This is a genomic window from Bacillus sp. EB106-08-02-XG196 (assembly GCF_013396335.1).
In the GTDB taxonomy this organism is placed as follows: Bacteria; Bacillota; Bacilli; order Bacillales; family Cytobacillaceae; genus Neobacillus.
On sequence record NZ_JABWSY010000007.1, the window covers coordinates 251,977 to 276,967 of the forward strand.

Genomic DNA, 24,991 nt, shown 5'->3' on the forward strand with positions numbered 1-24,991 from the left:
CAATAGTCTATGTTTTACTTATCGGAAGGGTTTCACATTAAAGTACATAATTAAGGCGTGATCCAATTGGATTCACGCCTGAAGTTTTACCCTTTTAGAACTCGACCAGATAAACACTGGTATTAGGAGGAGTGAAAGAATTCCTCCTGCAATGGATAGTGTGGCATAACTGCTATTCGCAACAACCACCCCAGATAGTACGCCTCCCGTAGCACCGGATAAAGCAACCATAACATCAACAGTTCCTTGCGTTTTTGCACGATTAGCCGGATTCGTTGAATCTACTAGAATAGCTGTTCCACTTATTAATCCGAAGTTCCAGCCTAGGCCTAGCAATATCAGTGCCAAAGTAAGTAAAGTCATCGATTCACCTGGTGCCATGGCAGCCAGCACCCCTGCTGCAAGTAAGGTGACACCCGATGCGATTGCCATGTATAGGCGTCCAATCCTATCAACAAGGACTCCTGTTAGGAGTGATGGAAGATACATAGCACCTACATGAAATCCAATTATCATACCAACGTCACTTAAACCATGTCCGTGCTTCCCCATATGTACAGGTGTCATTGTCATGATTGCGACCATAACCAATTGAGTTAACACCATTAATGTTGCTGCTGCCACGATTCCTCTTTTATTAAACGCTAGTGAATTTGTATTACTATCTAAATGAACTTTCTTGTTCTTTCTCTTCTCATCCGCAATAGCTTCTGCAACAATAAGTGGATCTGGACGCAGTAAAATGAGCAGCACCAAACCAGCTAGAATATAAGTTGCTGCTGCTAAAATGAATGGTCCTGATAATGCTGGGACACCTAACTTTATTGCAAATCGTCCCATTACATCAACCAAATTTGGACCCGCAACAGCCCCAAATGTTGTTGATACCATGGCAATACTTATTGCAGTCGCTCTCTGCTTGGGACTAGCCAAGTCTGTTCCTGCATAGCGGGCTTGTAAATTTGTTGCACTGCCGGAGCCATAGATTAGCAGTGAGATAAATAGCAGAAAAATATTATTGGTTATCGCTGCAATGACTACCCCGATTGCTCCAATTCCTCCTGCAAGAAAACCAGCAGCCAATCCAAACCTGCGGCCATACGATTGAGATAACCGCCCTACCAGAAGGGCTGCCCCTGCAGAACCAAGGGTAAATAACGCAGTTGGAACCCCTGAAAAACTATCTGTCCCCAGCATATCTTGAGCTAGCAGTGCTCCAACCGTGATGCCTGCTGCCAGTCCGGCACCGCCGAATATTTGTGATAAAACAACGATGATCAATGTCCGTCTATATAAAGCCCGCTGTTTTTCTGGTGAGTCAATGTAATTCTGATACTTATTAAAAATAGTTGAATCATCCTGTTTATCAGCCATATCTAGATCTCTCCCATTTGCACCATAATTGATATTGATTACTAAATAATATCATTTAGGGCTATTAACGAAAACAAAAAAAACAAGAAACCACAAATCTTCTGAGTTTCCCGTTTTTTTACATAAACTATGGATTTGTTCTAGTTACAGGAGGAGTACCCCTTAACCAACCTAAAATATATCCAATAATTAACCCTAATAGTGCAGGAATTAACCACCCTAGCCCTTCAATATAATAAGGAAGAATTTCAAGTGCCCCACTCCAACTACCATCTAAAAATACTTTGTTCATGGTGTCTAAAACACTAAAAAGAGTAACAAAGCCGATTACAGAGCTATATATATATGGATTTCTTTTAATAAAATCATCCAAAAGACCTAAGAAGATTAGTACAATGGCAATTGGATAGATCATGCCAAGAATCGGTACAGATATTTGCAGGATTTGGGTTAAACCTAAATTTGCAATTGCCGTACTTAGTACAGCTAAGATAACGACCCATACTTTATAAGTGACTTTTGGAATGGCGTTAGAGAAGAACTGGCTGCATGATGTGATTAAACCGATGGATACACAAAAACATGCGAGCGTAAAGACAATACCCAGCAGCAATGTTCCGCTTTGTCCAAACAAGTAGGTCATAATGTTGGACAAAATAATTGCCCCATTTTCAGCTTGTCCTAATGAAGAACTCGCAGCGCCTAAATATCCTAAAATAAGATAAATCACCGCTAATAACAACCCAGCACCTAAACCAGCGTACATCATATAATGTGATTTCTTTTTGGAGTCGAGTACACCTTGTGATGTCAACGTGTTAGCAATTACAATTCCAAACGCCAGTGCTGCCAAGGCATCCATGGTTAAATAGCCCTCTAATATTCCTTGAAATAATGGATTCTCTTGATAATTCCCAACCGGTGATGTAAATGAACCGATAGGATCCATTAAGCTCTTTACAAAAATAATGGCGATCAAGGTTAAAAGGATTGGCGTCAACAGTTTCCCAAAAAGACTAATCAGTTTAGATGGATACATACTCAACCACGCGGCTAATCCAAAAAAGACGATGCTATAGAGTAATAAAGAGATCGGACCTGCAACCAAATTCTCCGGCAAGAACGGTGCGGCCCCCATTTCAAAAGCAAGGCTTCCTGCACGAGGAATCGCTAGTCCTGGGCCGATTGCAATATAAATCAAAAATGGAAAGATTAATGCAAATAAAGGGTGCACTCTAAGGTTCAGCTCGTTCAAGCTTCCTACCTTTGCAACTGCAATCACTCCTAATATTGGCAGACCAACGGCTGAAACAATAAACCCAGCAAGGGCCAGCCAAATATGTTCTCCGGCTGATTGACCGAGAAAGGGTGGGAAAATAAGGTTCCCAGCACCGAAAAACATAGAAAATAACATAAAACTAATAAAGACTACTTGCTTTGCAGAAAAATTCATGATGTATCTCCTTAGGTGTAATAAAAAACAACATTTTAACATTATATCATTTGTTGGCTCTAAATTCCTTTGGTGTCTGTCCAAATTTCACTTTAAAAATTCGATAAAAATAACTGATGTTATAATAACCGACCTGTTCAACAATCGAAGCAATTGGTAAATCGGTTCCTTCTAACATTTCCTTTGCTTTTCCCAGCCGTCTTTCCTGAAGAAGGTCTTTAAATGTACGGGAAGTCGCCTTTTTAATCGTTTTGCTTAGCCCATAATGGGATTGGTTTAATTGCTCTGCCAATTCGTATAAAGATGCTTCTTTGTAGTGTTCCTCTATATATTTAAGTGACTCCACGACCAAATAGTGTGTGATGGAGGCTTCTTCTTTTCGTTCTACCCGATCAGAATTCTTGATTAGCTCAATCATAAAGAGCCCCATGTATAGCTTGATGGCAGACTCTGAGAAAGTGGTGGGATACATAATTTCATGAATTATTTTTCTAATTAAATCCTGTATGTCTTCTATTTCCGAAACTTTAAAATAAAGAAATTGCCCATTCTGTGTATTATTGTATAGGCTGCTCAATAAGAAATCACTGACAATATTACCTGAGCTTAAATAAGAAAATATAAAATCAAAAAAGGCTGGGCGAATTATAAAATTAATGACAATGTCTTCTTTGGCACAAGCTTTAATTTCATGCTCTATATGCTGATTTAATAGAAGCAGCTCCCCTTTTTTTAAGATTATCGGTCTCCCGCCAACTGTCTGCTCCAATTTCCCGTTATACACATAATTAACTTCGATATAATCATGTTTATGTAGGGGGAAATCTACAAATCGAGTGTGCTGGCGAACCATAATCATCTTATCTTTACTTAAGAATTTTTCACTTTCAATAATAAAATTTGTCTTACTCGTATATAGTTCTTTACTTACTTTCGCTTGCTGTTCAAGAATACTCTTCTCTTCGTCAGTAATCTGTAAAAGCTCGTTTAGTAGTTCTTGATTCATGTTTCACCTTTTCCTGTTTACCAATTCATTATTATAAGTAGTATAATACCATTTCCTTTTATCCATTAGAACAAAAAGGTGTGCCCTATATCCGGAACACACCTTAGATTTATTTCTTATTAAATATCCTTAAACATCCTTAAAATCCCTTCGCGTGGAACAACACCAAATGCATCTGCAAGCTCTTGCAACTGAGCGTCAGTGATCGTTTGCTTTTTGCCTCCTTGGGCACAAACAATGGTATAGACTTCCGCAGCTTTTTCAGCCGTCTCAATCAGACCGAAGGTTTCATCTAATGTGGTGCCAGCGCCGAAGATTCCATGATGCGGCCAAAGAACAAGCCGGACATCCTCCATTTTTACTGCTGTTGCTTCACCAATTGCATTTGTTCCAGGAACAATCCACGGAATGATTCCTACGCCTTCAGGGAAAACTACAAGACATTCTGTACACATTTCCCATAAGGTTTTTGTGAAATCTTCTTCTTTTAAACTATGTGTAAAGGACATGGCAATCAGGTTTGTTGCGTGACAGTGCATGATTACTCGGTGGTTCTTATCAGCTGCTAAGCGCTTCGTATGATTCATCAGATGTGTTGTTAATTCGCTGGTTGCAACTCCGCCATCTTCAAAGCCCCAAAGGATTTCATAGCTTTTCCCATCCGTTGCAATACGAATTAGACCTAAGTTATTTGCAGGATCCCTGTTAACATTCTTAAAGTATTTTCCTGAACCTGTTACGATGAAATAATGGCCAGCAAGTGCTGAAGCATCAAATTTCATAGGGACCGTTCTTTTAACATCATCTACATTCAAATACGGAAGAACTTCATATTCATGTAATAAATAACTGATATTGCCGCCATTTCGTTCATCCCAGCCTAAACGATATAAATTCGAAGTGGTTTCTAACATTTCTTGTAAAAATGGGGCTGTATAAATTGCATCTTTTATGATTGTCATACTCATTTCAATTTCTCTCCTTTTATTGGAACTATTAATTTTGGTAAAAGTTTTTTGTTTAATATTAAATAGTTTTTGTTTTATTCTTTATAATGTAATTATACTCCCGAAACAAACATAAATCAACATAAAAACAATCAATTACTTTTGTTTGTTTTTGTTCTCTCGACAAAACCGTCACAATTGTATCCGTTTTCCCTTATTTCACTTAGAGTCTTGCAAAAATTTGATAATTATACTTGTATAAACAAATAGAAGCAGACCCACTTGGTCTGCTTCTAAACGATTTTTCTATAATAGATTTATGCATTGGCTTCATTAAATTAATTTGCTATCGTTATCGGAATGCTTCTTTCTTCTAATTGTTTTTTAGTTTGTTCATCTATATTTGAATCGGTGATAATACAGTGAATCTTTGATACAGGAGCTATTTGTGAAAAAGCCCGTGTTCCAAATTTGCTTGAATCAACCATTAGAATGGTTTCATCTGCAATATCCATCATTTGTTTCTTCAAAAGAGCTTGTGACTCATTGAAATCACTTAGTCCCTTTTCTAGATGGACACCCTTACAAGATATAAATGCCTTATTAACGTGATACATTCCCAACGATCGTTCAGCAAGCGGACCGACATAGGATAGAGATTGTGCCAATAAAGTACCACCTGTCGAAATCACTTTAATTTGTTCTTTTTTGCTTAGCTCAATTGCTACTTTAATGGAGTTTGTTAGGACAGTTAACGGAATGTCCTCTAATTCCTTTGCTACATACCAAGCCGTTGTACTTGCATCTAACACAATTTGGTCGCCAGCCTCAATGGAGCGCACTGCTTCTGCCGCAATCGCTTTCTTCTCAGCAGCATTGGTAATTTCCCGTTCCAAATAAGAAGTTTCTCCATGATCCTTTTCAATACAAACTGCACCACCATGACTACGCATTAATAGGTTCTCTTTTTCAAGCTTTTCAAGATCTCGACGAATTGTTTCCTCCGTAACAGAAAAAATCTTGCTTAGCTCTGTAACACGTATACTCAACTTCTCATTTACAAGCTCAACAATCTTTTTATGCCTTTCTGCAACAAGCATTTGTTATTCCCCTTCCGAACGATCACCATACTATTTTGTTTTTGTTGTTTTATATTTATTTTTTCTTTGTTTATATAATAAATATACCATATTTTTTTAAAAACAAACACATTTTCAAAAAAAGAAAGACCCAACAAGGGTCTTTAATCCCTTATTGAGTCTTTTTATAAATTATCGCTTAGATAAAACTTCATTCTCATAAGCTTTTACTTCTTCTAACCAAGATTCTCTTACTGGTACGCTCATTTTTTCACAGTAGTAATCCCAAACTGCACCAAATGGATAGGTTTTGAATTCTTCCATTAATGCTAGTCTTTCTGTGAAATTGCCTTCTTCTTGAAGCTGCTTTAAATATTCATTTGGTACTACCATTGCATAAAGCAGCGCTTTAATCATGTTGCGTGTACCAATTGTCCAAGCAGCAACACGGTTGATGCTGGCGTCAAAGAAATCTAGTCCGATGATAACGCGGTCTAAGGCATCGTTACGAACAATTTCAAGTGCGATTTCTTTAAGTTCGTCATCAAGAATGACAACATGGTCACTGTCCCAGCGTACGGGTCTTGAAACGTGTAACGCAAGTTTCTCGCTAAACAAAAGCATAGAAGAGATTTTGTTTGATACAGTTTCTGTTGGATGATAGTGACCTGTATCTAGTAAACATAATTTGTTGTTCTTCATTGCATAGTTTAGATAGAATTCGTGTGAACCAACCACATACGATTCAGAACCTATACCGAACACCTTACTTTCCACTGCATCTAAGTTGTAATTTTCATCTGTTTCAACTGCAAAGATCTTATCCAATGATTCTTTTAATCTTTTTCTTGGAGTTAGACGATCACTAGGGATATCCTTATAACCATCTGGAATCCAAATGTTTGTTAAAGCTGGTGTACCAAGCTCTCTTCCGAAATATTCACCAATTTTACGACTCCCAATACAGTGATTAATCCAGAATTCACGAATTTCTTCCTTTGGATGAGAAAGTGTTAAACCATCATCCGCTTTAGGATGTGAGAATAATGTTGGATTATAATCCAATCCTAGTCCATTTTCCTTTGCCCACTTTACCCAGTTTTCAAAATGTTTTGGTTCTAGCTGATCACGCTCAACAACTTCACCATTTGTTTCAGCATAAATAGCATGAAGGTTCACGCGGTGCTTACCAGGGATTAATGATAATGCCTTCTCTAAATCACTTCTTAATTCTTCAGCGTTGGTCGCTTTACCAGGGTAATTCCCTGTTACATCAATCCCGCCTGATAGTTCGTTTTGGTTTACTTCGAATCCAGCAACATCATCGCCCTGCCAGCAATGAATGGAAATCGGTACGTTTTTGAGCTTTTCTACTACTTCATCAACGTCTACTCCCCATTTAGCATATGCTTGTTTCGCAAGTTCAAAATTTTCTTTAATTGTCATGTTTATTCTTCCTTCCTTTAATTAGCTGATTACCTGATGAGCAGGTAGATATTTTTTTACTTCAAATGACGCTTTAATAATCGAACGTGCTTCGTTTATACCATTGATTTCTCCAAGAGCCATTAATTGTGCTGCTATGTTGCCAATCGCTGTTGCTTCAACTGGTCCTGCATAGACTTCTTTATTGGTGACATCGGCAATCAGCTGGTTAAGCATTTCATTTTGACAGCCGCCGCCAATGACATTTATCTTTGTAAACTTCTTTTCGAAAATTTCTTCAATTTCCGTAACAGCTTCTTGGTAGCTTACTGCTAAACTATCAAACACACATTTTGCCACTTCACCAGGAGTACTTGGTACGTGCTGTTGTGTTTCAATGCAATAGTTCATGATTGCTTCAATCATATTATCCGGCTTTAGGAAACGGTCATCGTTTACATTTACTATCGCCTTATAATCCCCTGCTTCTCTTGCTAAATCCACAAGCTGTGCAAAGGAATATTCATCATTGTATTTTCGCTTCACTTCTTGGATCATCCAAAGACCCATGATATTTTTCAAGAAGCGGTATTGGTAATCGATTCCGCCTTCATTGGTAAAATTGTAATCCAATGCCTTGGTTACACAGATTGGAAAATAGTTTTCCACTCCAATGAGTGACCATGTTCCAGAACTGATATAAATCGATTCATCTTCTTCTGGAACCGCAATAACCGCTGAGCCTGTATCATGTGTTGCTGGAAGAATAACTTGAAGGTCAAAACCAAGCTCTGTAACAAGTTCCTTTGAAAGTGACCCAAGAATCGTTTTTGGAGTTTTGATTTCTTGAAACATTTCTTTATTAATCCCGAGAATATCTAATAACTGCCCATCCCAGTGTTTCGTGAAGGCATTTACCAGCTGTGTAGAGGTGGCATTGGTGTATTCATTTGCCTTTTTACCAGTAAGTAAATAATTGAAATAATCCGGAATCATCAAAAATGATTTTGCTTTTTGTAGAATCTCAGGATTATTTTTTTTGATAGAAAATAATTGATAGATTGTATTAAACTTTTGAAACTGAATGCCTGTTTCGAGGTAAAGTCTTTCTTTTGAAAAAAGCTCAAAAACCTCTTCCATAATCCCGTCTGTGCGAGGGTCACGATATGAAACTGCATCGGTTAGTGGCTGATCTTTTTCATCTAATAACAAAAAGTCAACGGCCCATGTATCAATTCCAATGCTGTCAGGCTTTATGCCCATTTCCTTACACCTTTTCAGTCCATTTTTGATTTCTTGAAAAAGTTTAACCTCTTCCCAGCAAAAGGAATCCCCTTTTTTCACGATTTTATTTTCAAAGCGATGAATTTCATCTAGTTTTAATAGACCATCTTCAAGATATCCCAATATAAGTCTTCCACTTGATGCACCGATGTCGACGGCTATACTGTATTTTGGCATTAACATCACCTTTCCATTGGAAACGCTTACTGATATCTTTATTTTACTAGAAAAATATGTTTTTCCTATAACGTGATTCGACTAATATATTGTCCTTATTTGCACAAAAAAAGGAGATCTTTCGAATTGAAATAATCTCCTTCCTTCATTTATTCAGTTATGAGTGAAAAAAACTCATTGATTTGCTTCAAATTTTTTGTATTACTAGGGACGCATAATACCTTATTTTCATCCAACTTTAATGGAGTCAAAAAATTAATGTCCGAGGTGCTAATTCCATAAACTTCTTCATTAGAAGTTAATACTTTATTGATTCCCTTAAAATCATTTAGTGCTAACAATGAATTTTGCTGGGATGATATTTCCTCAAAAAGTTCTTTATCAACAATCAGCAAATCAATAGATCCTGTAGTAATTTGTGCGGTCATTTTTTGCAGCCCTGCTTGGGAAGCCGGGTCTGGGCTTGATTTATCATAGGATAAAGTTTCGATATAAACTTCTTCATCTGCTTTGTCAATTACTAACTCATTTGTTAATTGTTCTTGTAATTGAACCACACCTTCTGTATTTACCCCTTGTCCAATAATGGTCATATTTAAGGCAACTTCTTTTTTCTCACCGATACTACTAATAAATGAAATTAATAAGATGATTGCAGCAATTGTTCCTATGATATGAAACTTGTAATAGTCCCAGATATATGCCATTTTTTCTTTTTGACTCATGGGTGCAAGGATTGCTTTGATGTTTTGCTTCAATAGTTGTTTCTCCCTTCCATGACGGATTGTCGCTTTCAAATGATAGTTAAATATAATTTTAGTATAAAAAAACTTATAATACCACTGGTAGCTGCTTCAAAAAAACAGTAATCCAATACAGGGCCCATAGGATAACAACACTTTGGGCCCTGTTTACTATTATTTTTTCAAAACTTCAGCAAATTTGATTAGCATTTGCACTTGATTCTCTGTGAAGTCTTTATTTGTTTTTGCTTTCAATTGGTTGATATAAGCATTTAGCTGTCCATCTCTTGCATCCTTATTGCCTTTTTCCTCAGAAGCTTTAGCTGCTTCCAGTTTAGCATTTAATGCCTCCAAGATGCTACTATTGCCCTTTGATTCAGTTAGGAACAACTGTGTAAGTTTTCCAAGACTATCAAAATCAACAACGACATTAATCGTAACGGATTTGGTCGATTTATTCCCAGCAATGTCTACTGCCTCTGCATTGAAGGTATGGTTTCCTAATCCAAGCTCATAAGCTGGTACCGAAACATCCTCACAAGTTGAGGAGGCAACTCCCGATAAATCATCTGCTGCCTGACAAGTAATAGTAACAGGTTGGTCCACGTTGAATACTGTTCCATCCTCAACCGAGAAAGTAATTTCTGGAGCAGTTTTATCAATGTTAATCTTAAATATTTTCTTCGGTTCGATGTTACCACTCTGGTCGATACTCCAATATTCTAGAACATGTTTGCCATCTTCTGTAATGGTAACTGTTCTGCCTTCTTGGTCAGCAGAACCATTTAATGAATAATAGGTTGTTTTAATGCCAGATTGATAGTCATATCCAGTTAAATTTACTGTTACTGTACTATTATACCAGCCTGCCTTTTCTGTCCCTATTACCTCATATTCTGTTTCCGGCGCATTCACATCCGGTATTTCCACTACATCAATACTTGGTACCGGTGGCTTTGACATGCCTGTTCCAAGGAAAAAGCTAGTATTCGGCGGCTGGTTATAACCGACGTTTTGCCAGGCAATCGATAATCGATACTGAGGGTCATGCATTAGGGTGTAAATTCGATTATCTGTTTCTTCAGTTGTCATGTACACCCTTAGGGAACTGCTATCATCCGTTCTCCAGATAATCTCTTCTCTCCAGTCACCAAACAAATCAGCTTGTAGGACAGGATTTCCTTTTGTTCCGTTATTAGATTGTGTTCCATCAGCGGTTAGGATATTTACTAGCTTACTATTTTCATAATCCCATTTGTCGATCGTTCCTACACCTGTCGCTGTATCCTCATCCCACTTATGGTCAACTAGTTCGCGGGATAAGTCTCCGTCCCACCAAATCGCAAAATTGCTGGAAGGAATGTTGTCGGAAATTTTTTTACCTTTTGCTGTATGAATTCCGCCTTCCTTACTGTTCCAAGCACCTGAGATTGCCCATGCTTCTGCCCCCTCATACCTTGGGTCAACGTCAGCAGACACTCCGCGGCCCGTATCCTGTCCCGTTTTCACACCCCATAGGATATCACCCGTTTCCGCATCGCGCATGTCATATCCATATGGCCCTTCTTTATGCTCTTGTACAGCAAATACCTCAAGACCTGGTCTAGTTGGATCAAGATCACTCACATGCTGCGCATCTCCATGACCTAAACCAGTTGTATATAAACCTTTGCCATCATCATCTATTACTGCTTGACCGTAAACGATTTCATCTTTACCGTCCTTATCGACATCAGCTACACTTACGTTATGATATCCCTGACCTGCATAGTCTCGATGCTCTTCATCATTTGAATCGAAAACCCACTGTTTTGTTAGTTTTCCATCTTTAAAATTGTAAGCAGCAAGCACACTTCTTGTATAATACCCACGTGCCATAACAATGCTAGGAGTTTCGCCATCTAAATATGCAACAGCTGCAAGGAAACGATCTACACGATTTCCATAGGTATCACCCCAGGCACCTACGTCACCACGAGCTGGTTCATAATCCGTAGTATCTAGTGCTTTTCCAGACTCTCCATCGAATACCGTCAAGTACTCTGCACCCTGCAGAACATAACCTGTACTGTTACGATGGTCAGCATCTGCTCGGCCGATTATAGTTCCCAGTCCGTCTTTCGTTCCATCTGCCGTTTTGAAAATAATCTCTGATCTGCCATCCCCATCAAAATCATAAACGAGGAATGGTGAGTAGTGGGCACCTGCACGGATATTTTTACCTAAATCAATGCGCCACTTTAAGGTACCATCCATTTCATAGGCATCTACATATACATTTCCTGTATAGCCTGCTTGCGAGTTATCCTTTGAATTGGTTGGATCCCACTTTAACACCAATTCATATTCTCCATCAGCATCTAAGTCACCGATACTTACATCATTTGCCCGGTATGAATATGGATCGCCAAGTGGTGTCACCCCGTCCGCTGGTTTTTGAAGAGGAATATCCAAATAATTTTGATTCAATACCTTCGTTGTATCCTTCGATTTTCTTTCTTTACCATCCATTACTGCACGAACTTCATAGGTTGATTCAGCTTTTCCATCTTTATCAACATAATTAGTGCTAGTTGTAATTGGTTCAGAATTAATCTTGTCACCATCACGGTAAACGTTAAAGCTAATACTTTCAGAATCTGTTCCGAGCATTCTCCAGCTGACAAAAACACCTTCTTCAGTTTTCATCGCAACTGGAGCACGCTTCAAGTCTTCCATTTGTCTTTTTAATTTCGTTACTGCAGGAGTCTCTAGGACTTCAGAGAGTTCGGAAATACCACCTGCATTAACAGCAGCAACCTTATAAAAGTAAGGAATCGTTGTTAATACGGTCTCGTCTTTATAAGAATTTTTTTTGGTTTTACCGATAAATTCGTATGTTCCATTCACCTTCCTCGTACGGTACACATTATACGTAATTGCACCCTCTACCTGATCCCAGCTAATTGTAAGGTCACTCTTATTTACATCACCAACCTGTAGGTTATCTGGTGCATCAGGAACTGGCTGTGATGGATCAACCATTACCACTTTTAGCGGAAGTGAGGGATCTGTTTCAACATCGGCATTATCTATGGTCGTAGCAACATACTCATATTCCATTCCTACATCCACAGTCTTATCAGTAAAGGATGTTGTAGTGGAGCTGCCGACCACTGTAAAGTCCCTAGTCCCGACCACTTTCCGGTAAATATTATATTTTACCGCATCCTCAACGGCTTTCCATGATAGAATGACAAATGGATTTTCAGCTTCTAATGATTTCTCATCCACTATAAGTTCGGACGGAGCGATTAAAATTGGGGTGATTTCTACACCATTAACAATTCCTGTTGAACCACCGAAACTAAAATTCATTTGACCATCTTTAACAGAAACTTGAGAAACAACTTTGGTTGTAAAGTTATTTCTAGAGGCAGAAATTTGCCCATAATCCTGACCTTCTACTGCCAAAGTTGTTCTTGCACTTCCAGTCATATCGCCAACATAGACTTTTAGCGCATAAAGACCGTTTGGCACATCAACCTTAAATTTCCATCCGACGTTAAAATAACCCAGCCAGTCACGAATAACGTCTCCACCTGTACTGCGGTCTCGGCCAATCATACCAGTTGAATCAACAATTCCATAACCTCGTTCAGCAGTATATATGGTAGAGAGATTGACTCCTGTGTAACCTTCGGCTATTGGACTCCCGGCTAAACCGAAGTCGAATTTTAGGGTTGCTTTCTTCGTTGTAAACTGTATTGCATCCGAATATTCGGATTCACCCTTTCCATTTAAAGCAGAAACAACAACATCGTATGCTAGACCTTCTTCCATCCCCGTTACATTCAGTCTAGGCAGGGTGGAGGTACCAACTAATTTATAATCACTATCTATTGAAAGCTTTCGATATACCTTGTAGATATCTGCTCCGTCTACCTCTTTCCATGTAATTAGGGCACCCGCATTACTTACACTGCTTGCAGTCACATTGGCTGGTTTAGCAGGCAGATTGTCCGGTGGGTCTATACCCGTAACATACTGAGAAAGCGGAATATTCAGATTTTTTATTTCATCTGAAACCAACCTTGCAAGCTGAATGGCTCCATATTCTTGAAAGTGAGTATTATCTTGGGATCCATTAGGGAATGCACCATAAACACCTGGGTCTGTATGTAAAAATACTGAAAGACTACCTTCAGGCCCAATGGTATCGTAATAAGCAACACTGCGTGAACTTAAATCGACAACTTCGACATCCATTTCTGCTGCTACTTCCTTCATGCCCTGAACATACTCTGGGAAGCTGACATTAAACTTTCCAGTAGTTGGATTAAAATCACGTCTGCCAACCGGGGTTACCAGAATTGGAATCGCTCCACGTTGACGTGCACCGTTTATATAGGTTTTTAGGTAATTTTTGTAATCTGGTACAGATGCATAACGTTCAGGAACACTGATCGTTGCATCATTATGACCAAACTGAATTAAAAAGAAGTCATTTGGTTTGATTTCTCTTAGGATGTTATCCAAACGTCCTTCATTAATAAACGTCTTTGTACTTCTCCCGCCAATAGCATGGTTTTTAAAGAGTACATCTGAGCTGAAAAAGCGAGGAATCATTTGACCCCATCCGGCTTCAGGTCTCCAATATTCATCATAGGTCTGGACCGTTGAATCCCCTGCAATATAAACCGTTGGCAGTTCTCCAGCAGTTCTATTTGGAAGTTTCTCAATCATTATCCCGTTTACTTTTGAAGCAGCACCGGTAAATTCAAAATTTAATTGTTCATCAATTAGTGAAATCTCAAACTCACGTTCAATATAATTACCTTTTAATATCGAGGCATTTTGAACTTTTTGAATATTTTCTGCCTTAATGCCCACTTCAGTTGCTTCTGCCTCGTCACCTGCTAAGACAGTTACCGAATAATCGCCATTTGGCAGATCCACTTTAAAGGAGGTCTCAGTTGTCGAAATAAAATCTGATTTCAAGGGGTCTGATGTTGCACGATCTGTTGAGGTTACCTTGGAGATATCAGCGAAACCGTAGCCTGTTTCTGCCGAATAAGCTGTGTCTGAAGAAACTTTAGTATAGCCGTCCATTACGGAACTTGTGGGTGTTCCAAAGTCAAACTTTTTTAATAGTAATGGTTCTGCCTCCTCTGCTTGAATTGGCACTGCAGGTAAAGAGGTTAAAATTAACAATAGACTTAGAATAACTGCAAAAAACTTGCTCTGTTTTTTTCTTTTAATCTTCAAAAAACTTCCTCCCCGCTAACTCTTTTTTTCAATTGGCTGTGTTAAAGCTGAATGTTGATTTTACTGTGTTTGGAAAATAAGCGGAGAAATTCCGTTTAAATTGGGAAATTCCCATATTTCCTTCATAATAAGCGGAGTTTTTCCGCTTAAGGTATCCAAAATCATTAGATTTTGTCTTATTTAAAGCAGTTAACCGGAATATTTCCGCTTATATCGGCTTCTTAAGGTTCCTTTTCTACATTAGCCGGAAATTGTCCGTCTATGAATGATCAACCCTACACGAAAATCAACAATGAATCATAACACAGCCTTTCAATTAAATACTCATTTGGTTTACTCCTGAAAATCATCTCCTCTTCTACTAATTTGGTAACGTTTTCACTTGTATAATAGCTGGATTTACTACCTTTTAGTTAGATAGAAATCAGTCAATAATGTTTAAAATTCAGTGCTGGGCAAAAAATGTGTATTTTTACCTACTACTTATTGAGTGCTTGAAAAACATAGCAGGTATTGAAAAGACTCTCTACCTGTTGATAGAGAGTTTTGATTTTGGATTATATTATCTAGTAAACGCGGCTGGTACACCGCCGTCTACGGTTAGCATACAACCTGTTGTTTTTTCAGATTTTGAAGAAGCAAAGAATGCAATCGATTCAGCAATATCTGATGGGTATATATTGACTAGTAATGTCGTGCGCTTACGGTAGTGTTCTTCTAATTGGTCCGGGTCGATTCCATATGCTGCTGCACGTTCTTCACGCCAGTTTGATCCCCAAATGGCAGAACCTTGAAGAACCGCATCTGGAAGAACAGAGTTTACACGAATACCGAATTCTCCGCCTTCAGCAGCAATACATCTTGCTAAGTGTGTTTCCATTGCTTTCACAGAGCTGTAAGCTGCGGCATTTTTTCCAGCGTATACAGAGTTTTTCGAACCGATAAATACCATGTTACCGCCTATTCCCTGCTGCTTCATTTGCTTAAAGGCTTCACGGGCTACTAAGAAATAACCTGTTCCTAACACATTCATGTTTAAGTTCCACTCTTTTAGAGAAGTTTCGTCGAATGGACTAGAGGTAGCAAGACCTGCATTGTTAACGATAATGTCTACACCGCCAAAAGTAAGAGCTGTTTGATCGAAAGCAGCTTGTACTTGCTCTTCGCTAGTAACATCCATCTTAACAGCAAGGGCACGATTAGGACCGTATTGCTCGTTAATTTCTGCTGCTACTTTTTCTGCACCTTCAAGATTTAAATCTGCCAACACAACATGTGCGCCTTCAGATACGATACGTCGAGCTGTTGCACTGCCAATACCGCCTGCACCACCAGTGATAAAAGCTACTTTTCTAGTAAATTCTGCTTCAGCTGGTGCAAGAGTTAATTTATATAGTTCTAATGGCCAGTATTCCACATTATAAGATTCGTTTTCACTTAAAGAAACAAAGTTTCCTAGAGTTGTAGAACCTTTCATAACCGCAATCGCACGGTGGTATAAAGCACCACTTACTCTTGAATTATTTACATCCTTACCTGAATTCACCATACCTACTCCAGGAATTAAAATAACACGTGGAGCTGGTTCAAACATTTTGTCGCCTTCATTTTTATTACGTTCAAAGTAAGCCTTGTAGCCTTCTTTGAAGCCTTCAATACCTTCTTTTACACTAGCAATTAAGCTTTCCACATCTTTGGTTTGTGGATCCCAATTGATATAGAGTGGAACCATCTTTGTATGAACTAAGTGGTCTGGGCATGCTGCTCCAATTTGCGATAGCTCAGGTGCTGCATAGCTATTTACAAATTGCAGGACATCTTCTCCACGGTCAAAGGTTAAAAGCATTTTCTTTTCTTCACTTACAGCACCACGGATAATTGGCATTACTTTTGCTAGAATACTAGCAGCTTCTAAATCTGAAAGAGATTGATATTTCTGTCCGCCAAAAGCAGTTTCTTCGTTTACTCTGTCATTAAAATATTGTTCTGCTTCATTGATGATTTCAATTGTTTTTGCATAAGACTCTTCTGAGGTTTCTCCCCACGTTACAAGTCCATGTTTTTCCATTAATACTAATTCTGCATTTGGATTGTTTCTTACGCCTTCTGCAATCATTTTTGAAAGGGTAAAGCCAGGGCGTACATATGGCACCCAAACAAAACGGTTTCCAAAAATCTCTTCAGCAAGCTGTTTACCGTTATCCGCACAGCAAAGGCTGATAATTGCATCTGGATGCGTGTGGTCAACATGCTTAAATGGTAAGAACGCATGTAATAAGGTTTCGATAGAAGCTCTTGGGTGCTTGCTGTCAATCATACAATGCGTAAGGTAAGCAACCATATCTTCATCTGTCATTTCTTCACGTTCAAATAATGGGCGAATATCTTCTAAATTTAGTCCTGTAAAGTTGTGAGCTTTCATTGTTGCTAAATCCGATCCGCTTCCCTTTACCCACATAACCTCAATATCACGTCCACGGAAATCTTTTTCCGTTGTTTTCATAGAAGTGTTGCCGCCACCCCAGTTACATACGGGACGATCTGAACCAATCAAGTTGGAACGATACACTAATTCTTCTACCCCTTTAGATACTTGTGCAGCCTTTTCACTATCCCAATAATTTTTTACCATCCGAAATCCCCCGTTTGTATGTTTGTTAACTTCTGTAACTTATTATAATACACTTTTGTTTATTTTTGAACACATAATTTAATATTTGTTTATATTTGTTTTTCGTTTGGTTATTTTTGATTACGTACCAATTGGCCACAATAAAGGGTGTGATTCCGTATGAGGAACCACACCCTTTTTGGGTTTCATTTGGTTTTTTTTATCTTTTCTTCCCTGCCCCAAACGATAGACTATCAATTCTAAGGTCTGGTTCATGGAAGACTACATAGATGGTATCCTGTCCTTTTGGTGCATTTTCACCTAATTCTACTGTTACATCCATATAACCTAGTTCGTTCACTGTGATACCTGCATTTTCAATGTCGTATGTCTTCTTCTCTGTCTTTGGTACATTGATTTCGGCAAACGGTTCGCTAGTTACAGAGCCAGCATGCAAGGTTATTTTGCCTCCAGCAGTATCTGCAGCAACGGATGCTGTTACTTTCGTTGAGCCTGTTAATACTACCTTAGGCAGTGCTACCCAAGAACCATTTCCTTTCGAACGAACGGCATAATACCCGGCAACCACATTCTCTGCCTTTAAATTTTCTGCTGTTCTACCCTTAGATACTTCATGATAAACAACTTCATTGGAAGCAAAGGCATGGTCGAAAACGTTAAAAGGCATATTGGTTAGAAGCGCTGCAACCGAGTCCCCAGATATTGCGATGTTTTTCTCTGCCTTGATGTCTTGTGAAGAATCTCCGACCATAAGTGTGTACGTACCATCCTCAACAATAAAGTCACCTTTATTTACATCCCAGATTGCTACATCTTTCGAATCAACAATAAGTTTTACTGTTTTTGTATCACCTGCGGCAAGCGTTACTTTTTCGAAAGCTACAAGCTGCTTTTGAGGTGCATACTCACCGTACGTTGATTTGTTGTTTTTCGCATAGAGCTGAACAACTTCAGAGGTGTTGACTCTTCCATTATTTTTAACCTTTACAGAAACCTCGAAAGCAGATTTTCCATTCGCACTTTTTGGTGCTTTGAAATCGCTGTATTCAAAACTGCTGTAAGAAAGGCCATAACCGAATGGATAGGTGACCGGGGCATGCGTATACATATAAGTCAGCTTTGACTCAATTGGATCTGCATTTGTCATATCAACCGTAAAACGAGGGTCAACATCTTTCAGTGTTAAGGCATTCCCTTCCGGAATTACGTATTTATTAATCTCAGGGAATGCAGACATATCTGCATACCATGTTGAGGATAATCGGCCTGTTGGAGCATAATCACCATAAAGAACCTGCGCCAAGGCTTGGGCATCATATTGACCGCCATATGGCTGGTAGACAATTGCCGATACATTTGGATTGTTTTGAATTCTCTCCATGCCAACAGGGAAGCTTGTTTTAGCGACTACAACCGTCTTTTTCCCTTTTGCAGCAAATGCAGCTGACACTTTTTCTACCAATTCGTAATCAGCTTCACTCATATTCAAGTCAGAACGGTCATTACCTTCTCCTGCACTATGGCGAGGAATAGCACCAACGAAAACAACTGCATAATCGTCTGTTTCCGCACGCGTAACTGCTTCAGCGCCTACTTCTTTTACTACTGTTTGTTCAAATTTCACATCATCTTTTCGATTAGCTGCATTTTCGGCAGTACCTAGAGTATTTGCAGCAGTCTTCAGTTTTCCATCTGAACTAGTTGTAACAAAGCGGCCATTTGAATAATACCAATTTGTAAAATCACCTGAAAATCCAGTCCGGAAACCGCTTGAGATAAGAGAAACGGACTGATCTTCATTGTTCTCTACGCGAATAGTTGGCGGGATTGCACTTGTTTGACCAACCATCTGTGCTAAATCCCAGTCGTTGCTGGTTAAGTTTAATGGAGTAGGATTTGTATTTTCTACTGCAGCATTCGCTTGCGTAGGAGATGTTATCCATTTTAAGTTCTTTACTGAACGAAGGCTGTATCCCTCTTGTCCCCAATTGTACACTTCGAATAAGTGGGCTGGGTTATTTACATCTAAAGGTTCAGACGTTGTCACAAGCTGAGAACCTTTTGTAACATCCGCAGCATTCTCATCTGCCGTGACTGTTTCTCCGTTCAATTTTGATTTAAATGCAACAATTTTAACCGCTGGGTCATACGATACGTTACTTGCTCCATTGGCTTTAATAATTGCAGATAATGGTGAGATTCCAGAATTCTCAATTTTTGGAGTTGTACCCACAGAGTAGGTTGTTTTAAATCTTGAATCTGCATATACGCCAGAGACAGAAGCTTTCTTATTTTTCTCAAGAGGCAGTATTCCATCATTCTTAAGAAGTACGATACTCTCTTGAGCAGCCTGCATAGCTACTTCCTGATGTTCAGTATCATTAAACGTAGCTGCTTCAGTTCTCACATCTTTAGCTTCCTGTGCGAATGGATAATTCTTCGGAATGCCGTTTTCATCCACTTCGTTAAAAATACCAACACGGACCATTTGGTTAACATGCGGCCGTGCAGCATCAATCAGGTCTTCCTTTGTCATACCGTACTTGCCTTGCTCAACTGCATCAACTACAGCAGCGACATCTGCTAATGCGTTCGCAGGATTTGGTCCAGGACGTCCAGCATTTGCGTCTGCTAAAATCATTAAAATTGTAGCGTTCGTTCTATCTGTTGCATATGTCGCATCATACCCATTTCCTTGTGATTGGAAAACCAGCTGGTCACCATTAAAGTCTGGAGAACTATAAACTCCATACTTAGAATGGTTATTGGCATGAATTTGGTATGGGGAAATAATGTTTGGAATTCCATTGGTTCGACCGAATGAGGTCATTACCCCTGCAACGGAACCTGAACTAAGCGCTTTCAAAGGACTTTTCGTTTGATATTCGAAAATTGACCGTGCCCCTGCGCTGTTACTTGCTGATTGACGGAACCACTGAGCATTATACACGGAAAAATGCTTTGTTCCGACAGCCGCACGCATCCAGAATCCATTTTCACTCTTTTCTTGATCGGTTCCACTTAATCCAGCTGCCATCCCATCAATCATCTCTGCAGCCATATATGCATCTTCAGAGAATCCTTCGTCAAATCTTCCACTCAGCGGATTAATTCGCATGTCACTCACAACAGTAAACGCCACAGTTGGAGAAGCATTTTGCCCGCCGTGAATGTTTGACTCCCCTTGCTTTACTTTTAAGGTACTAATTTTTTCACTTCCCATTACTTTTCCGATATCTGAAAGTAGCTCTTTGTTCCAGGTTTGTCCCATTCCGACTAACGCAGGGAAATCAGTAGATATCCCCTGTACATTGTCTGCTGCTGAAAGTGCACCTGGAATTTTTTTCCCAGCATTCGGACCACGCTGAAGTGTGTAGTGATTCCTTGAACCCGTTGCATACACAGCTGGTCCCTCTAACCCCGTATAATCAAAATAAGCATCCACATATTCGTCAAGATGTTCAGGTACACCATCAAACAGGGGCATCCCGTCAAATACACCTCCGACCTGTTTTTTAAAGAAGAGGGTTTCTTGTGCTTTTTTAGCTGGTGCACTGAAACCAACCAAACCGGCAGTAAGCGTCGTTACTAGAGCTATAGATAATGCCTTTTTTCCCATCACCTTCAGGTGGGATATTTTCATTGCCTTCACTTCCCTATCTTTAGATTATTAAAACGCTTTCAAATATTCTAGTGAACCATGCACCCCCTATTTTTCTTCCACTCTCCTTTTATATAAGAGTTATTACCTTAATTCTAATGGCTTTTACCAATTTTCATAATTGTCCTATTTATCAGAAAAATGTCCGTTTTTTTCAGCTAGATTCGAATTTTTCTTGAGAACCAATAGAAAAGGATATTCCAAAAGGAATACCCCCTAGTTATTTTCTACTTTTTTATATTGCCCCGGTGAAACGCCGACATATTTTTTAAAGATATCGGAAAAATGGCGATACGTATGGTAGCCTACCTTTTCACTAACCTTTATTACTTTTTGACCTTCTTGAAGCATAAGTTTGGCTTTTTCCATTCTTAGCTCAGTTAAGTATTTTATATATGTCTTACCCATTTGATCCTTAAATAAAATACTGAAATAATTAGGGTTCAATCCTGTAAAATCAGCGACTTCTTGGAGCGATATTTCTTTATTATAATTTTCATAAATATACTTACAGGCCTTTTCAATGGCCTCATGTTTATGATTTAAAGGAAACGAAAAATGTGACTGTTCCTTTAACTTTTTCTTCTTAATTTTATCAATTGTTTCCTCGATCATTTGAATGGTTATAGGTTTTACAAGGTAATCTGCAACCCCTATTTTCAATGCCTGTTTTACATATTCGAATTCTCTGTGCCCGCTCATGACAACACAAATTGTATCAGGGGCGGTATCCATGACCTCTTCAATTAATTTCAATCCATTGATCCCTGGCATTCGAATATCAGTAAAGATGATATCTGGTTTCTCAGAATAGAATAATGATAGTCCACTAATTCCATCAGTTGCCGTTCCAATTATTTCAATCCCTTTTTCGGTCCAGTTAATAACTCTTTTTAACCCTTCAATGACAATGAATTCGTCATCAAAAATAACGGCCTTCAACATTTATATCACCCCCATACAACTTGGTCTGTCATAAATATAGGAGAAGCATTTTCTAAGCAAAAAGAATGGGATGTTGGATTTATATACTTATCACCCAAAACTAAATTGCGTTGATGCAGTTTGATTTAGTTCTCGATTCAAATCTACTAGTTTTTCCTGCGGAATCTTTGCTTTTCCAGGAGCAGCTAATTGGTTTAGGGTTTTCATTTTTAAATTGGCAGTTGGGTTTGGTTTTGTAATGCCTGGTGCATATTTTTCCAGTATCCTTTTTGCAGATTCATCGTTCAAAAGTTCAATAAGTCTTGTTTCGTTCGTATAGACTTTAGATAATCCTTTACTATTGGGATAAATAAAACGATATACGCCTGAACCTGCCTTTAAGCGAACTCCATCACCAGCATTAATTTGGAATAGAATGCCTTCTGAAACCGTTAGTGGTAAGCCTCCTTCAAGTACATCTGTTAACACCGCATTAGGCAGAATAATTTCAGCCGTTGTATTAACAGGTATTTCAACCTCGATTCGAACCTCATCTTCCGTGATCTTCCATGCAGAAACTATTTTTCCATACATAGAGTTATAGGTAGCCTTGACATGCGTTAGTTCAGCTCCGCCCAACCTAGGCTGAATTCGAATTCGTTTATACGCCGGCTCACTTTCATCCATATCAAGCCCCGCAACTACGCGATACATCCAATCCCCAATGGCTCCGTAAGCATAATGATTAAAGGAATTCATATCATCACTCCAAAAGCTGCCGTCCGGTTTAATGCTGTCCCAATGCTCCCAAATGGTTGTCGCCCCTTTAGAAATCGAATACAGCCAGGATGGGTAGGTGTCTTGTAATAATAATTTAACGGCTGTTTCATGGTAACCATTATTTGATAAAGCAAAGCACAAATATGGTGTCCCGACAAATCCGGTTGTGAGATGGTAATCATTTTCTAAGACCAGCTCATTTAATTCAAATGCAGCACGTTCTCTAACTTTTCCATCTATCAAATCGAATGCTAGGGCAAGAACATAAGCCGTCTGGGTTTGTGAGGTTAACCTACCAGTCGGGGTGATAAATTCCTGATTAAAATGGTGAATGATTCCACTTAATAATTCACTATAATGACGTACATCCTCTGATTTTCCTAAAACAACAGCTGCATCCCGAACAAGTCTAGCAGAGTACGCATAGAAAGCAGTAGCAATGAAGTCTCTTGCCGTTGCGCCAATATAGCTGTTCTCCTTCGCATCCAAGCCCAGCCAATCCCCAAGCTGAAAGCCCGTATTCCAAAGGTATTCGTTATCTCCCTGCAGACGGATAAATTTTACCCATTTTTTCATACTTTCATATTGTTCAGCTAAAAAACGTTTATCACCGTTTACGAGATAAACAGTCCATGGGCAAATTACAGCCGCGTCCCCCCATGCTGTGGAAGAAGATTCACTATCCTGCAGTACATCCGGTATAACAAAGGGCACACCGCCGTCCTCAAATTGATCGGCCTTTAAGTCTCGTAACCATTTTGTGAAAAACGGTCCTCCTTGATAATTAAACAGTGCAGTTCGGATAAACACTTGTGCATCCCCTGTCCATCCTAAACGTTCATCACGCTGTGGGCAATCGGTTGGGACGTCTACAAAATTCCCCCTTTGCCCCCAATCAATATTTTGTTGGAGCTGATTCACTTGTGGGTTCGATGTTTCAAACATACCAGTTTGCTCCATATCCGTATGAATAACCTCTCCAACGAAATTTGCAACTGGCAACATGCCGTCTTGAAGCGGATAGCCCTCGACCTTTACATAGCGGAAGCCTTGGAAGGTGAAGGCAGGTGCGTATTCCTCCACACCCTCGCCTTTGGTAATATATTCAATTGTCTGCCTTGCACTACGAAGATTGCCAAAGTATATATTTCCGTTTCTATCAAGTACCTCGGCATGCTTCAATACAATTTTTGTACCCGCAGGTGACTGTACCTTAAATCGAAGCCTTCCTACCATGTTTTGACCCATATCGATGACAGAATCTCCATTAGGTGCAATAAAAGCACAGTTGGGAGGCAGAGTTTCGGTTACTCTGACAGGATTGTTTTCCTGTGCTACCAAATTTGTCAATGGTCTGCTACGAACAATGACACCCTTCCATGTTGTTTCATTAAAACCAGGCTCACTCCAGCCTTTTTGTTCAAGTCGAGCATCATAGGTTTCCCCATGATAAATTTCTGAAAACAAAATCGGACCAGTTGAAGCCATCCATGTAGGATCCGATACGATAATCTCCTCTGATCCATCGAAATACCGGACATTTAATTGAAGCAAAATCCCTCGTTTATCACCGTAAAAATTCCTTTTGCCTTCCCAAGCAAGATTTCCCTTGTACCAGCCGTTTGCTAATATAACCCCGATTGCATTTGAACTACTTTGCAATTGTGCTGTTACTTCATATGTCTGATACTGTAAACGATTATGGTAACTTGTCCATCCAGGTGCAAGTAATTCATCACCAACTCGTTCTCCATTTAAATGAAGCTCGTAAAGTCCAACACCTGTGGCATATATCCGTGCTGATTCAATTCCAGCTTTTAATTCAAATTCCTTACGTAAAAGAAAAGCAGGTTCTGATTCAGGAGCAAGCTCCTGAGGATTTGGTGTAATCCATTCAGCTTTCCACTCACCAGCATCGAGAAATGCTGTTTCCCACCAAGAAACACTGCTCCAATCAGACTCATTGCAAAAATTATCCCAAACCTTTACCCGGTAGTAATATCTTGTTCGAGACGTTAGTTCTGGTCCTTCATATGGGATATGCAGCGATTGCTCCGACTTCATATAGCCTGTGTCCCAAAGTGGCTGATCAAAATGATCCTTAGTAAGTGAAACTTGATATTGATAGGCCTGTTGCATCGTTCCACGCCGGTTTGATTGTATTTGCCAGCTTATCCGCGGCTTACGAATATCGATACCGAGTGAGTTTTGACGATATTCACAAGTAAGGGATGACACATATAATTTGTCCATTCATAA

The 24,991-nt window shown here is 39.2% G+C and carries 13 protein-coding genes; all 13 read right to left on the reverse strand.

Annotated elements, in window-relative coordinates; all coding sequences use genetic code 11:
• Window positions 1-72: 72 nt before the first annotated feature.
• Entirely contained in the window at window positions 73-1,374 is a 1,302-nt protein-coding gene (locus MLOOGBEN_RS13340) for an MFS transporter (RefSeq protein ID WP_179158744.1), read from the reverse strand.
• 127 nt (window positions 1,375-1,501) lie between these two features.
• Window positions 1,502-2,827 (reverse strand): branched-chain amino acid transport system II carrier protein, encoded by a 1,326-nt coding sequence (gene brnQ / locus MLOOGBEN_RS13345; protein ID WP_179158745.1) that lies wholly within the window; start codon window positions 2,825-2,827, stop codon window positions 1,502-1,504.
• Window positions 2,828-2,873: 46 nt separating this feature from the next.
• The gene (locus MLOOGBEN_RS13350; protein ID WP_179158746.1) at window positions 2,874-3,833 is read right to left on the reverse strand and encodes an AraC family transcriptional regulator; all 960 of its coding nucleotides are present in this window, start codon (window positions 3,831-3,833) and stop codon (window positions 2,874-2,876) included.
• Window positions 3,834-3,952: 119 nt separating this feature from the next.
• A complete protein-coding gene (gene rhaD, locus MLOOGBEN_RS13355; protein WP_179158789.1) occupies window positions 3,953-4,795 on the reverse strand; it encodes a rhamnulose-1-phosphate aldolase in 843 nt (280 codons plus the stop codon).
• Between the two features lie 323 nt (window positions 4,796-5,118).
• Window positions 5,119-5,880 (reverse strand): DeoR/GlpR family DNA-binding transcription regulator, encoded by a 762-nt coding sequence (locus MLOOGBEN_RS13360; RefSeq protein ID WP_179158747.1) that lies wholly within the window; start codon window positions 5,878-5,880, stop codon window positions 5,119-5,121.
• Between the two features lie 171 nt (window positions 5,881-6,051).
• Window positions 6,052-7,305 carry an L-rhamnose isomerase gene (gene rhaA, locus MLOOGBEN_RS13365; protein WP_179158748.1) on the reverse strand — a complete coding sequence of 418 codons (1,254 nt, stop codon included), beginning with the start codon at window positions 7,303-7,305 and terminating at the stop codon, window positions 6,052-6,054.
• A gap of 21 nt (window positions 7,306-7,326) precedes the next feature.
• Entirely contained in the window at window positions 7,327-8,745 is a 1,419-nt protein-coding gene (gene rhaB, locus MLOOGBEN_RS13370) for a rhamnulokinase (protein WP_179158749.1), read from the reverse strand.
• A gap of 149 nt (window positions 8,746-8,894) precedes the next feature.
• Complete coding sequence (locus MLOOGBEN_RS13375; protein WP_179158750.1) at window positions 8,895-9,503, reverse strand: hypothetical protein; 609 nt, start codon at window positions 9,501-9,503, stop codon at window positions 8,895-8,897.
• Window positions 9,504-9,662: 159 nt separating this feature from the next.
• Window positions 9,663-14,735 carry a rhamnogalacturonan lyase family protein gene (locus MLOOGBEN_RS29600; RefSeq protein WP_179158751.1) on the reverse strand — a complete coding sequence of 1,691 codons (5,073 nt, stop codon included), beginning with the start codon at window positions 14,733-14,735 and terminating at the stop codon, window positions 9,663-9,665.
• 562 nt (window positions 14,736-15,297) lie between these two features.
• The gene (locus tag MLOOGBEN_RS13385; protein ID WP_179158752.1) at window positions 15,298-17,367 is read right to left on the reverse strand and encodes a bifunctional aldolase/short-chain dehydrogenase; all 2,070 of its coding nucleotides are present in this window, start codon (window positions 17,365-17,367) and stop codon (window positions 15,298-15,300) included.
• 199 nt (window positions 17,368-17,566) lie between these two features.
• Entirely contained in the window at window positions 17,567-21,010 is a 3,444-nt protein-coding gene (locus MLOOGBEN_RS13390; protein ID WP_179158753.1) for a glycoside hydrolase family 3 C-terminal domain-containing protein, read from the reverse strand.
• Window positions 21,011-21,244: 234 nt separating this feature from the next.
• On the reverse strand, window positions 21,245-21,973 hold the full coding sequence (locus tag MLOOGBEN_RS13395) for a response regulator transcription factor (RefSeq protein ID WP_179158754.1): 729 nt from the start codon (window positions 21,971-21,973) through the stop codon (window positions 21,245-21,247).
• A gap of 90 nt (window positions 21,974-22,063) precedes the next feature.
• Window positions 22,064-24,985 (reverse strand): alpha-L-rhamnosidase, encoded by a 2,922-nt coding sequence (locus MLOOGBEN_RS13400; RefSeq protein WP_179158755.1) that lies wholly within the window; start codon window positions 24,983-24,985, stop codon window positions 22,064-22,066.
• Window positions 24,986-24,991: the final 6 nt, after the last annotated feature.